This window comes from Sporolactobacillus pectinivorans (assembly GCF_002802965.1).
GTDB lineage: Bacteria > Bacillota > Bacilli > Bacillales > Sporolactobacillaceae > Sporolactobacillus > Sporolactobacillus pectinivorans.
Genome location: NZ_NXGA01000001.1, coordinates 3,462,284 through 3,476,037 on the forward strand (window position 1 = coordinate 3,462,284; position 13,754 = coordinate 3,476,037).

The window sequence follows — 13,754 nt, forward strand, 5'->3', positions numbered from 1 at the left end:
ATTAGTCGGTATAAAATCTAACGTTTATTACATTTATAATATATCATAGAATAAATATTACATGCAATAGAAAATTAATTGTTTTTTGAAAAATTAAAATGGTCTTTTGGGTGATTGCTTTCTGGCGATAATAGAGTTTAATCCAAATCTTTTCTCGAAATATTTTTGAAAAACCAACATTTCAAAAACCTATTGTTTTTTATGGGGGATAAGCTTATAGAAAAAGTTTCTTTATGTAGAGTACTCTGAAAGTGGATAGGCAAAAAAATGCTAGATTGATGGTGAAAGATATGCTCAATGATGTCATCGTGCCACACGTCAACGGATATCGACTTTGGTATATTTCTTCATGAATTTTAAAGACCGTTCCCAGTAAACCGGATATTCGTTATTCCCACACTTATCCAGCTGAACAACCTCCGGAAAAAGAATCACCAGCCTCCGCCGATGCCGTCAAGGATCGGAAAATCGGGTCCATACTCATCTTTCCAGCAAGGGATCTCCATCATGTTCAAATCTCTGGTGGAGGAAAGCCAAAGATCCGCGTCCAAAGGAATATAATGACTTCTCTTGATCGTTGTGATCAAGCCTTTTATTTCAGATAGAGTATGCCGTATATAAAACAGTCTGCATCCGCCGGTGCATCTCCCATATATTGCAGTCCTGATTGCTCAGAATCACAATCGAAGCATCCGTTTCAGGGTAATAGGAAAGCATTGCAGCTACACCATCATTCATGCCGTCTTTTCGCACGCAAAAAATTTTCTGATCAAATTCCACGAACTTAAACCCGTATCCCGTTCGAATTGTCGCGTAAGGAACCGGCTTCCACTTCGTAAAAGGACGTGTGAACAGGCAATGCGGCTGAAAGAGGAGAGTCCCGTACGGTTTGGATAAATGGTTCCCCGCCTTTAAATAGCGAAGAAATTTATCCAAGTCCTCCACAGTGGAGTAAATTCCTCTGTCAGGTGTCCCGATCGGGGGATATGAGTAAATATTCTTCTTCCATCCTGTTAAATGGCCATCCGCATCCTCACAGGTTGTATACCCTTCCACCGCATTCTCACTCACTTCGTCCATGGCGCAGAAACGGGTATTGTTGAGCCCGCAAGGTTTGACGATGTTCTCCATAACAAATGTACGATAATCCGTGCCGGCCAGCTTCTCAATCGCCAGCCCAAGCAAGACAAACGCACAATTATTGTACCGCACACCCGTGCCCGCTTTGAATAAAGGCTTCTTATGGACAAACTGGGGAAGCAGGTCAACTGTTTTTCGAATTGAATAATTGGGTTTGTCCACGAATAGATCCGAATAATTCTCGCCTGCTTCCTCGTCCGCATCATCAGCAATGCCGGACGTGTGCGTCAGCGAATGTTCAATTGTCACATCTGATGGTATCTCTGTTCCCTCAAGATTGATAATATCAGTAATCCTGGCATCCAGCTTTAGTTTTCCATTTTCGACGAGCAGCAAAATCGCTGTCGCTGTAAACAGTTTGGTCACCGAGGCCGTATCAAATTTAGTATCCAAGCGATTGGGAATCTGAAAGCCGCGATGAGCAAAACCATGGGCACACGAAAACAGAACCGTGTCGCCCTTCTTAACCAGGCAGGTTCCGGAAAAATCGTGATTCTGGTAAAACTCGTCTGCTATTTGTTGAAATGGGTTGTTCATGTGATCTCCTGTCTTTGAGTTCTGTTCAGATTAATGACCTATAAAGAAAAATATATCATATCTTCATCGGTATAATTTTTCGGGAAATTTAAAAATTGTTTCCCATAGACTGGGTATTCATTGCTGTCATGCTTTTAATGAGTATATAAATATTTGTATACGGGTTCATTTTATTAATGTTTGAATCTATTCTCTTGCCCACCGCAGAATAGCTGTTAGCCAACTTTTTAGCATTATCTATTGCTTCTTCGATATTACCTTTATTTATAATCTCACGGATAATACCCGGATCTGCTTTTTTATAAGGGCTATTTAGATAGCTGCTTAAGTGTTGATAGATAGCCCTTTTATGCATTTTTACTGTAATCAGCTCAAAATGCATCAGCAGCCAAAGTTCGAATAGTAAATTAGATACTCGAAGAGAATACTCTTTATCTGAACTTTTCATATCCAGAATGACCTGCTGGATATCCGTGGGATCATCACAATCAAAGACTAGATATTTTTGCTAGTTGCTATATCTTTGATTATGACCCTCCTGCTCCAGATATCTTTCTGCAAAATGATAGACAGTTCGTGAATTACCATCTGCTGTTTGTGTTTCTATTTGTATATCAGTATATTTATTTTCATTAATAATATCGGCAAAATAATCCAGGTACAGTTTCTCGGTCATCCCTTCACAAAAAATAAGGACATGGCCTATGTTCACCCGTTTGATTTCCGTCAGACGCTGCGGAGAAAGCTTAATTCTTCCCATGTTCAGCACCGCTAATAATATTCTCAAAATGAAATACAGGTATCCCGCCATATTTGCCCTGTAAATAGGATTTATTGAAAGTAGCGTCTTCACGCACGTTCAAATCGGACAGTGCATGCAGTGTCGATTCACCTTTTTCATTTTTTTCTACAAAAAAGATCTCATCTCTACGGAATTGTTCTTTATTCATTAATGAAATATCATGTGTCGTAAAAATCAGTTGTGCCTTTTTATTTTGGCTGGACTGAAAGATATCCACAATCAATTTTGTTAAAAGAGGATGGAGGCGGGCGGAAATTTCATCCACAATAAACACGCAGCCCTGCTCAGTCATCTCAATCACATTTTGGATATAGGAAAGAAAGCGCAGTGTCCCTGTGGATTCCTGCAATAGGTCAAAGCTTCGTTGACCAACAATATCCCCGTCAGCATTAAAAACATTGTGAATCGTTTTTATGACTTTTTTCTTTTTCTCTTTACCACTATCTTCATCCATTATTGTTTTTATTTGAACATCAAGTCCGCAAATGCCAACATCGATCTTGCACAAATAGTTTTCCACTTTAGAGCGAAACTCTTTACTGGTGACTAGTTTCTTGTTTATATGGATCGCTCCAGCGACCTTTTTTACACTTGATTCGAACAAAATTTCAAGATATACATTATATTCATTTGTAAAAAAATCAATAAAATCGTTCAGAACCCGTTCTTTTCCCTCGTCTTCCAAGAAATATTCAAGGACCGAAAGATACAGACGCTCAGAAGGAACTTTTGTATATGGTTTCAGAATCTTGGTGTAGTTTTTTCCGAAAGAGACCGTCCCTTTTTCACGTTCAAAGACTTTTTTATCGTCAATAAAATACCATTCATTCAAGACTTCCTTAGCTGAGCACTCAAACCCATACTGAATTTGCTTCCCGTTGTGGAAAAAGATAATATCAAACTCTGAAGCATCATTGACTTGATCAGTTAACAGAAAAGGCTCCATCTTGATCTTTAATTTTTTCTCTGCAAAATCAATGTTTTCATTTTCTTGCTTATTAATGAATTGTTCAAAAATGTATTGTTCAAAAAAGAACATCGCTGAAACCAAATTAGATTTTCCCGAGGCATTCGCGCCGTATATAGCAGCTGTTTTTAAAAGCTTTAAATTTTCTGATACATCCAAAACATGATTTGGGTGCTGTTTGTATGAAGTAGCTCGAAGGTCCAGAATGACTTCATCTTTGAACGAGGTATAATTTTTAGCTTTAAACATGATAAGCATGCTAAAACCCCCATAGTTAAATACTTTTCATAAACAGTATATCCATTAACATAAGAAAAAGACAATGATAATTTACATAAATTCGTAAATCTAAGGCTTATTGATGCATATAAATTGAACAATTTAGTACAAATTACGATTAAATCAAAATAATGTACTGTTTTATCCAATATACACATGCTCGTTATGCCACTGTAGAAATTCATGAGATGGTCTATCCGAGATAGCATCGGGAATATTCATTAAGCGTTTCCCATGAAAGGCATAATAGACCTTCCCATTGTCATAAATCTCTTTGATCTTTCCGCTCACCTCAACAATATCGTCTTCATCAATCGTGATATAGCCTCGGTCAAACAGTGTATGTATGTCCTCACGAAGTAGCAATCCGTTGCTCACCACATGAGGGCCCTCCTTTGAGTAGGGCTTGATGTGTGACGCATTCAACACAGGTAGAGTTCTTTCTCCCGAAATAGCACAGCGTCTGTGATAAGCCTCCGTGACTGCTACTCTGAAACCGCCCTGACCGAGTCTCGGTTTGATCAGTTGTGGTGCCCCGTATCGTTCTTTTTCTTCTTGGATTCCGGATTTAAGCGCGATTCTGCTCTGAACAGCGTCAAATAATATTTTTCCCTCTATTGAATCTGTGGTATAGGTTTTTCCTTGGACAATATTAGGGGACCAATTTTGAGGTACAGGTATCCATTCGTTCTCATCAAAGAAAAACGGCTCTGAAAGAATCAAAGAGCCGATGACAGGATCAGGATCACTGTGGCTATTGGTTCGGCGATATTGGTAGATGGCGTCAATAAAATCGTCCAATGAAGAAGTTCCGTTCTCCTTACCAAAGGTATCCCATGTTAACGAAGTCGGCAGAAAGGCTTGCCTGATAAAAATCCCACCACCGACAATATAGTTATTTGGCACATGAAGTTTGAACAAAAACAATTCGCCTGGCTGGATCGCTTTAAAACGTCGTCCACTGCCCGGCTGCCAAAAATTCACCTCATTGGGATTTAGATTTTTCAAATATTGAAACCAATGATAATCTGTTAGTCCCACATAGACTTTCATTAACCAATCGCCCCTCAAGGCTGCATATTTGCGTAAATTATATCACTATAAAGCTGTATAATTGTACATGTGCTATATTTATTTGGAGTGATGAGATGAGAAAAACACTATCTGTAGTCGCAGCAATTATTGAAAATGAAAAGCGGGAAATTTTATGCGCATTGCGCTCGCCAAAAATGTCGATCCCGAACCATTGGGAATTTCCCGGAGGCAAGATTCAAGATGGCGAAAGCCCCGTCAAAGCGATCGAACGGGAGATCAATGAGGAATTAAAGTGTACGATCAAGGCTGAAGAACAATTTTTTAAGAGTCATTATGACTATGAAACCTTTTCAATCGATTTGACAGCCATTAAATGCACTTTAGAAACGGGTTTCCCAACTGCGCATGAACATTCAACACTCATATGGCTGAAAAGAGAGAACCTGGATTCCTTAAAATGGGCACCCGCCGATGTTGAAACTATGGAATGTCTTGCAAAAGAAGCCCTTTGAATTGTTTTTTATTTTTATTTAAATTGTGTATACTGAAGACAGTAAGAACGTAAAATAAAGCCGTCCGATCTGAGTGCAAATCATACCGGGCGGCTTGGAACAGGCAATATCCGCATACAGCGGAATCAGTGCTTTAACTAAATCATTTGAGGATGATCTGTCTCAGCCTGTGTGAGGATATGAGACGGATCATTTTTTATACTATAATAACTTCTTAAATATCAGCGGATTATAGTATAAGTGCAACTAAGCCTCTGGCTTCGCCTAAAGGCTTGCCAATCGGCAAGTTTTCTTTATCTTTCGACAACATCAGCACTAACATTCCGAAAGAAATCATGAGTGTCAGTACCTGAAATGTTGTCACTCGCGCCACCCCCAATCTTCAGGGCATCACCGATCCGCTCATATACATCATCTATTTACTTTCCAGATTATAACAGATTTTAATCTACTAATTACACTTTTGTAATAAATTCAAGATACAAAGACATGGGCACTTCGTGATGCAAAGCAATTTCTGTCGTGATTGGTTTATTACCATGATATTCGGTCACATCACCCTTACCAATATAAATAAATGGTTCCGACTGTTGATCGATCGTTCGATACTTTCGAATAAACAGATGAAGGTTAATGCCGTCTTCCCTATTATGAATAATGTGGTGGCCTTGAGCAGAATCCTGGCTCTTCGTATTTGGCGATTCCCATTGAAATAATGTCTGATCAATAAAGTGGTCCTGGTAATTGATGCTGTCCTTTATATCTTTTTCTTTATGTAAGTCTATGAACAAAAAATAATCATTGCCATTTACGAGCAAACCTGATCCACGAAAAGAGCTTAACGTTTTTTGATAATTTGATAGCAAAGCAACTTCCACCATCGTATACTGCTCATACAGCTTAAAGAATGGCACCCCATAATTTTTATGACCAAAAGCCTTCTCATAACGATAGAGTCCATAATTCAATACGTCCAGGACGTATGATTTTTGCTGAGCGTCTTTGCAAACATTACTAAAAGTTTGTGATCTGATCAAGCTATTCTCAGCTTGATTGATCGTGCAAAGCTTGAGATCACGCGCGATTTGCCCTTTATCATCGTACGTTTGATTCAGGTGTTCAAAGGCATGATGCAGTGTTTCTTCCGTTAGGGTCACCATCACTTTGAGCAGCTCATTTTTCGCGGCGTCCCAAGTGACTGTCTCATGTGAGACCATATAACGTAAAATACTAAATTCATAGGGCCTTTTTATCGGCAACGCCGAAGACAACTGCCGCAGCAATTGACCAAACGGTTCAGTTTGATCCAAGTTCTTTAATTCCTCAGTCTTCTCAACCGATGCCAGAAACGCAAGATAGGTTTTCTTGTTATCAATAAATTTGATAGGATCCGGCGCATTTTCAAACTTGGCATAGTCCATCAAATAATAAGGAATGTCGCGATGCTCAGTCTCCGAAACAAACTGCTTCTTAAATTCCAGATACTCTTCTTTCAAGTATTTCATCGCTCGGAAATTTTCTTGATCCAGCTGTTTTAAAATTTGCTGCTGAGAGATCTTGTCCATCTGAATATGCGTGGCTCCTGGCAGATCAGGAAAGCCTCGATCAACAGCAACTTTCAAACTATCCTTATCATAAAAGCGTTTGCCACTGAGTGCGATGGCAATGAGAAAAGTCTTACTGTGGTTGCCAATAAAGTCAAGTACAGTCAGAAAAGACTGCCCCTCATATTTACGCAAACCACGACCAAGCTGCTGCATGAAAATAATCGGCGAATTAGTCGGCCTAAGCATCAGCACTAGATTGACTGAAGGAATATCCACACCTTCATTGAAAATATCCACCGTGAAAATCACTTGAAGCGGATCCAGATCATCTTCAAGTCGACGGATCATTTCTTGCCGACGCTGCTGAGAATCATCGCCTGTAAGATAAGTGCTAACGATCCCCCGTTTATTAAATTCTTCAGCCATGTATCGCGCATGATCAATCGTGACGCAATAACCAAGGCACTTGCACTTCTCCCCATCATAACCGTAGAAATTCATCTTTTGAATAATGAAATCAACCCGCTGATTAACCTTCAGCCGTTTCGCCACTTCTGCGACATCATCAATGGAGATATCCGAAAGATCAATTTCATCCACATCCGTGATCCCAAAATAATGAAACGGGAGAACCAGATCCTCTTCCAAAGCTTCATTCAAGCGGACTTCGATCGCAATATTGTTATCGAACAAGCCAAATATATCCCCACGATCACAGCGTTCCGGCGTCGCGGTCATTCCTAATAAAAATTTTGGCTCGAAATAATCCAGTACTCGTGTATAGCTAGGACTCGTCGCGTGGTGTGCTTCATCGACAATGATGTATTCAAAATAAGTTGGCGGAAAGTCACTGAAATGATCTTTAATCGTTTGGATGGTTGTAAAAATATAATGCTTATTCTGATAGTCTTTCACATTGCCTGTAAAAAGACCCATGTTGCCCCGGCCAAGTAATCGCTCAAAAGTTTCTTTTGCTTTTGTCAAAATCTCTTCGCGATGAACAATAAACAGCATTGTCTTAGGATGCATTTGCTGAACATCAAATGCTGACATGTAGGTTTTCCCTGTACCTGTAGCCGAAATCACCAGTGCGCGATTTTCGCCGTGATCACGTAATCGCTGCAAATTCTCGATCGCCTTCTGCTGCATCTTATTCGGCACGATGTGCTGCATCGCCGCATTACCATAACTAAAAGATCGTTCGTGCGCAACCGCTGTATGTGACCTCAATTCTTCTATAAACGCCTGATATCTCTTCAAGAAAAGATCATCAGCGACTGTACTTTGATCCCATAACTCACGGTATTCCTTAATGATTTTCGCTAAGAATGGGCTATTATCTTTCGATGCAGTTTCAACATTCCATTCCACATTACTCTTCAGCGCACTTTGCGTGATGTTAGATGAGCCGATCATAATCGTATAATCATCTTTATTTTCAAAGATATATACCTTGGTGTGAAATCCTCTAACCTGATCTGCTTCAAACACTCTGAGCGCCACATTATCAAAAGTCTTAATTTTTCTGAGCGCCTTAGGCTCAGTAAAATTAAGATAAGTGGACGTCATGATCTTACCTTCAACACCGCGGTCCCGCATATCTTTCAAGTTATCAAGCAGCAATTGAAGCCCGCTATAGTTAATAAAAGCAACACCAAAATAGAACCGCTCGCATCTGGAAAAGGCCTGCTGCAATTCGTAAAGAAATGTTTGTCCGTTTGAGTTAGTGATGAGTTTACCTGAATTAATCATAATATTTAGTCCCAATCCTATTAGATTGTTAATGTATCAGTCTCTCTGTTTTTAATTCCATAAGGAACATGAACTGAAGGAAAGGATTGTTCAACATTTTGAATGTTATCCATCATGTCATCAAAAAAGATATGAGGTCGATAAATATTTAGCACGTCCATTTTATTAATTCCACCAAGAAAAAAAGCTTCGTCAATTCTTATCCTCCAGTCCCTGAAAGTTTTGATAGTTCTTTCATGTGCTGGAGAATTTCTTGCCGTGCAAATAGCAATTCTAATTAATGGTTTAAAATTAGCATCATCTTTTTGCCTTTGAAGTTCCTCGTTTTGAATAGCTGAAATTTTCTTTAAAAAATCGTATAAGGGTCCAATAGGTAATGGCTCCTCTGCATGATCTCGTTCATGTTTCTGATAGTTTGAAAGCCCACCTCCATTTTGTAATACTTGTTCAGCTGAATCGTCGGCTATAACACCGTCAAAATCAAATGCTAACCTTAGTTCTTTATCATCGCTATCATCAGCAAAATTTGTATTGTGAACATGACCTGCAGGATAGCCATTTCTTACGGCCTCTTTTACATCCTCAAGATTACCAGATAAAAATAACGAAGCATTTATAGCTTTCATGTATTTAAATGGATTCCTACCTGTAACAAAAATAGCTCTGGAAATATTTAGGCTGTAATGTTCTATCGATTTAAAAACTCTCAATCCAGTATCCGGATCATTCCGCGATAATAATATAACTTCAACTACCGTTTTATTTAGTTCCTCATTAACATCTAATAATCTCTTTATAAGTGGAAATGCCACACCTTTTTCAAGAGTCTTATCTTCATTCTTTCTCTGATATTTTCTGTATTCCTCCTCACCTTTTTCTCTAAACACCTTATCGGATTCCTTCAAATCAAAAAGTGCGCTTGAGGCAATGGCGACAACAAGTTTATCTTCCAATTTATAAGACATTTTATTACATCTCCGTCTATAAAAATATAACAATTATTAATATCTGACATCCAGTACAAAACTTTTTATTACTTTATGATCATCGGAAAGCGAAAGAGCTTGTTTTTCAAAAAAATCTTTTGCCTTCTCTAAAGTCATCTGATCTTTCCTTTTCTTTCTATCCTCATCTATCCATTTTTTGCAATCAAACCATCCAACAAGATATAAACCACAATCGGTTTTATTATTTCTTAAATAGCGATTTACTAGTTGCTCTTCCATCGCAGTCATCAATCCAGGATTCCAGTTGCCTTTTATCTCAATTACTACACTAACTTCACCAAGATCATCATTCTGATGATTTTTTATTACCGCATTAACTAGAATATCAGTTCGTTCTCCTTGATTTGAGCCTTGGGTTCTCCTTATCTCCACTTCTCTGTTTAAAATTATTCCCCTGTTCTGAAGATCATCCTCAAGGTGTCCCTTAATGAAATCCGAAAACTCTACTTCTTTACGAGGTTTGTATTTTCCATCTCCAGCATCTATCCATAATAAGAAAGTTCTTGGAGTCTCACCATGTAATTTTTGTTCTAGACGGTACAATGAATCAATAATTACATTAAGAAGTTGCTCACTACTGCCAACTAATCTATTATTATTGTTAGCTAATAGCTGTACTACCTCTTTGGGTCTAGGCGGAATCCACGTTCTTTTCCGTGTATTGAATTGAGAAGTTAATAACATCCATTTTAATGAGGGCAGTTGAGGTAAAGTTCTTACAATTATTTTGACTGATTGTAACGATTTTATCGTCCCCATCTCACTAAGATTTCTGATAATAGAATCTCTAAAAGTAGCAACATTCTCACGAGGAGTAACAAAATGTGCTCCTAAATCATTGTCGTGATTCGGATCCTCATCCATTGGGAACTCATTAGATAACCAGATATAAAGATCTGCTAACTGTTTCTCTTCAAGTTTTAAAGTTTGCCCCAAATGAGCTATCCTAGTTGAGAATCTTTCAAATAACTGCTTTCCAAAATTAGTTTGACTTTGGATCTTTCCCCATATTACCGCCCAATATTCTCCTGGTTGAAAAATAAGAAGTTCACTAATTATTGCCGACGTTCTTGACCAGTCTACTTTATCTTCAGGTGTATTCAATGGTAGAAGACACGATATTATAAACTCACCGGTACTTTTAATATTATGTGTAAATAATTCGTGTAATAGTGTCGCCATAGTTTCAAGCTCTAAATCATTCAGCCTCAATTTGTTAAAAATTGCATTAACCAGCTTTTGATCCCAGCATTTATCAACAGTTCGTATAATAAATGTGTTTTTTAATTTTTTATCCTCGTCATCTATGAATGACAATAAATAGCGAATAATTTCATTTGGTACGATATGATAAGCTTGCGTTATCAATAAGATTTCATCCTTTTCTTCATCACTTCCTGTAGAAACTGGATAGCCTAATATAATAGGTATCCATTTCATCCACAAGTCTTTGGATAAACTCGATATAAATTCTGGATCCATTAATATCAATAGTCTGAAAGCACGAAATTGAGAGATCTGTTCGATACCAAAACGCTTTGTTTTCAACCAATTTACTACATCAATATTCTTAGTGTTAATATATAACTTTGATGCATCCATTATCTCTTTTTTAATTGATGAATTTACTAGCTGCCATATGGGTAAATTGGCCAAATTTGAATCTAAATTGCTGATATCATTGTTTGCCATGTATATATTAAGCTGCAACCAATTGTCTACCTCCCCCTTTCTAATTCTCTCCAGATACCTTGTGACTCCTTCTGCCGAGTTTTTTCTTTCTGTACTTCTTAATGATGTTTGCTCCCTATTACGTTGATAGATATCTTTTTGTTCTTTAGCTTGAACGGAATTCAATGAAACCGCATTATAAATATAACCACATTCACTTTTAATAATGGGCTGATTGATCACGATTTTATAAAGTTTGATAACTTGGGCTGGTATATTGGCATCAAATGCAGAGTGGATCAATTTTGCTAATAGGATTTGCTTTTCTTGATCTTTTTCTTTTAAAAATTCATCTATTAACCAAAAAAAGTCATTTTTAATAGTTAGATTTGTAAATATGAGATTTCTCATATTTTGTTCATTTGGCCCTAAGTCAATTAATTTCAAAAGTAGTTTTCTTCTTTTTTCACTCTCATTTAAAAGACTGGAAGAGAAAGGTAGAGCATTAAATTGTTTAATTCTCGATAAGACTGCTGCAGCAAAGGGGGTAAAGATATCAGGTGAATAAAAATTATCCCAGGCTTTTTGTAATATTGCGTTAATAAAGTCTCTGAACGGATAATCTAATTGTTCTTGAGTGGGTTGCATTTCAACCCATTTAAGTCCATCAGAAAGATGTTTAATATCCATCCTTTCTATGATGCCATGGGCGATAAACATTCTGTATGTTCCCAAAAAATTGTGTCTCTTTGGATTTTTTAATAACGAGAACATGTCTTTAGTAGCCAAATAATCCGGCCAAAGTATCCGAAGAGCTATTCCCTTTAATTCATCATCTGGATCATCACCAAGTTCTGATTTTGCGAGAGGTAATAACTTTAACTTTTGATCATCATTTCCCAACTTTTCAATAAATAGTTCGGCATATTTTCTTATTTGTATTGGCTCACTTTTATCTAGACTGATTTTTAAAATTGAATCCCCAAATTCTTTTAATCCGCATGCCTCTGCTATTTGAATGGCATTTTCTCTCACTATTACTTTCTCATTATGATCGACAATAATTGGAAATATCAATTCCCCTATTCCTGGGAAATCTAGTTTTTCATATTGTTTAGAGATGCCAAACCAGTCCCAATAAACAACCTTGTCATTTTCAAATTGTTTGAGTATTCCTAGGATTAACTGCTTTTTATCTTCATAACAAATATGTGTCAAATCCCCATGAAGCAGTATTATAGGATTAATCGCTGATATTCTTTTAAAGATATCATTCCTTATTGATGCGACCCAAGACATAACTTCATAAAGTTGTGGCACTAACGCTCCGTTTTCAAAGGGATGCTCCAATAAACTCATTATTTGATTAGTTGTAGCCTCATTACTTAGTATAAATTGTACTGCTAAAAAATCAGCGTATGTCTGATGTGCCCAACCCAAACAGTGCATATCTCTTGCAGAAAACAAACCAGTAGATAAAACTTCTTTAATCTGGCTTTCATTTAGTATAAATTTATCGTTGTTATCACCACATGCTTTGATGATTTCCGCAATACTTACGTCTTCCTCAGGAATATCTCCGTAATCGAGCTCAGTCCAAATAGCAAATTTATTTGAAAAAACTGTAATTGCAGCTATCAATGTAGCGATTATATATCTCTGTTCCGAAGATAATTTTCCTGTTCTTCTGGAATCAATTCGACTCTCATTATTTTCACTACAAAGCAATTTGCATCCATCTTTATATAAATCAAATTGATCATTAGAAAATTCTCCATATCGTTTAAAGCGATTCAAAAGAAATTTTAAAGTAATTGGTTTAATAGATAATGAAACTGCTTTTTTTGATAAGAGTTCTTTGATAAAACGATTCGGATCGATATTGTTCATTTTTGCAGCTTGTTCTATATCTGATTTTCGTAATGGCACTAGTTCATATATACCAATGTTTTCTTTTCCCCAAAGATCCGACAAACTTATTTCAAAGGATTTGGCCCAATCGCCTGTTCTGCAAGCAATTTTTAAGTACAAACGATCGATAGGACACTTCTTTAATTCTTCTATTAATAATTCTGCTACATTATCCATACGTAATAAGCATTCATCCAAACTGTCAAAAATGAGAATCAGACTTTCTTTGCTTTTTCTCCAGGCAATAAAGTCTGGATTATCAAATAGATTACGATATAAACTTGTCTCACTTCCAAATGCTTTAAGATCAATAAAAAGTGTCTTATCTTTAGCTTTATGTAATTTCTGTATTTCTTTATTTAGAGCACTGGTTTTACCTATGCCTGGTTCACCCAGTAATATTAAACATTTAAAATGTGATATTTGATCAAAAGGAACTACATCAGGATTATTAATGTTCCCATACTTTGACTCTGAGTTACTTAGAAAACCTTCACTAGTGAAATTAAGGCGTCCATCACGAGTACACCAAAATCGTTTCCAAGGATATATTAGATTTGTCAATGCAATCCCTCCTCAATTAATTAATAAAGT

Annotated in this window: 9 protein-coding genes and 1 pseudogene; 1 reads left to right on the plus strand and 9 read right to left on the minus strand. The window is 37.1% G+C overall.

Annotation, left to right across the window (positions count from 1 at the left end):
* Positions 1-597: 597 nt before the first annotated feature.
* From COP04_RS16980 to COP04_RS17000, 5 genes and pseudogenes are all read right to left on the minus strand, one after another.
* Positions 598-1,677, minus strand: coding sequence for a serine hydrolase domain-containing protein (locus COP04_RS16980; protein ID WP_100489104.1), 1,080 nt, complete (start codon positions 1,675-1,677; stop codon positions 598-600).
* Between the two features lie 88 nt (positions 1,678-1,765).
* Positions 1,766-2,167 (minus strand): annotated as a pseudogene (locus COP04_RS16985) (RloB domain-containing protein); the annotation flags it as partial.
* Between the two features lie 18 nt (positions 2,168-2,185).
* The gene (locus COP04_RS16990; RefSeq protein ID WP_100489106.1) at positions 2,186-2,437 is read right to left on the minus strand and encodes a hypothetical protein; all 252 of its coding nucleotides are present in this window, start codon (positions 2,435-2,437) and stop codon (positions 2,186-2,188) included.
* Positions 2,424-3,704, minus strand: a complete 1,281-nt coding sequence (locus COP04_RS16995; protein ID WP_100489107.1) for an AAA family ATPase — start codon at positions 3,702-3,704, stop codon at positions 2,424-2,426. Before COP04_RS16995 ends, COP04_RS16990 begins: the two co-directional genes overlap by 14 nt.
* Positions 3,705-3,866: 162 nt before the next feature.
* Positions 3,867-4,778 carry an HNH endonuclease gene (locus tag COP04_RS17000; RefSeq protein ID WP_100489108.1) on the minus strand — a complete coding sequence of 304 codons (912 nt, stop codon included), beginning with the start codon at positions 4,776-4,778 and terminating at the stop codon, positions 3,867-3,869.
* Positions 4,779-4,873: 95 nt separating this feature from the next.
* Between COP04_RS17000 and COP04_RS17005 the strand changes: the two genes are divergently transcribed.
* Positions 4,874-5,272 carry a (deoxy)nucleoside triphosphate pyrophosphohydrolase gene (locus COP04_RS17005; protein WP_100489109.1) on the plus strand — a complete coding sequence of 133 codons (399 nt, stop codon included), beginning with the start codon at positions 4,874-4,876 and terminating at the stop codon, positions 5,270-5,272.
* Positions 5,273-5,501: 229 nt separating this feature from the next.
* Here COP04_RS17005 and COP04_RS20350 read toward each other — a convergent pair whose 3' ends face one another.
* From COP04_RS20350 to COP04_RS17020, 4 genes are all read right to left on the minus strand, one after another.
* Entirely contained in the window at positions 5,502-5,636 is a 135-nt protein-coding gene (locus COP04_RS20350) for a putative holin-like toxin (protein WP_239984922.1), read from the minus strand.
* A gap of 91 nt (positions 5,637-5,727) precedes the next feature.
* Positions 5,728-8,571 (minus strand): DEAD/DEAH box helicase, encoded by a 2,844-nt coding sequence (locus COP04_RS17010; RefSeq protein ID WP_100489110.1) that lies wholly within the window; start codon positions 8,569-8,571, stop codon positions 5,728-5,730.
* Positions 8,572-8,591: 20 nt separating this feature from the next.
* Entirely contained in the window at positions 8,592-9,536 is a 945-nt protein-coding gene (locus COP04_RS17015; protein ID WP_100489111.1) for a 5'-nucleotidase, read from the minus strand.
* A gap of 36 nt (positions 9,537-9,572) precedes the next feature.
* On the minus strand, positions 9,573-13,724 hold the full coding sequence (locus COP04_RS17020; RefSeq protein WP_100489112.1) for an NACHT domain-containing protein: 4,152 nt from the start codon (positions 13,722-13,724) through the stop codon (positions 9,573-9,575).
* Positions 13,725-13,754: the final 30 nt, after the last annotated feature.

Excerpts from the sequence above, each read along its gene's own strand:
- COP04_RS17000 (WP_100489108.1), bottom strand. The coding sequence starts at position 4,778 with ATGAAAGTCTATGTGGGACTAACAGATTATCATTGGTTTCAATATTTG.
- COP04_RS16995 (WP_100489107.1), bottom strand. The coding sequence starts at position 3,704 with ATGCTTATCATGTTTAAAGCTAAAAATTATACCTCGTTCAAAGATGAA.
- COP04_RS16990 (WP_100489106.1), bottom strand. The coding sequence starts at position 2,437 with ATGGGAAGAATTAAGCTTTCTCCGCAGCGTCTGACGGAAATCAAACGG.
- COP04_RS17005 (WP_100489109.1), top strand. The coding sequence starts at position 4,874 with ATGAGAAAAACACTATCTGTAGTCGCAGCAATTATTGAAAATGAAAAG.
- COP04_RS17015 (WP_100489111.1), bottom strand. The coding sequence starts at position 9,536 with ATGTCTTATAAATTGGAAGATAAACTTGTTGTCGCCATTGCCTCAAGC.
- COP04_RS16980 (WP_100489104.1), bottom strand. The coding sequence starts at position 1,677 with ATGAACAACCCATTTCAACAAATAGCAGACGAGTTTTACCAGAATCAC.
- COP04_RS17010 (WP_100489110.1), bottom strand. The coding sequence starts at position 8,571 with ATGATTAATTCAGGTAAACTCATCACTAACTCAAACGGACAAACATTT.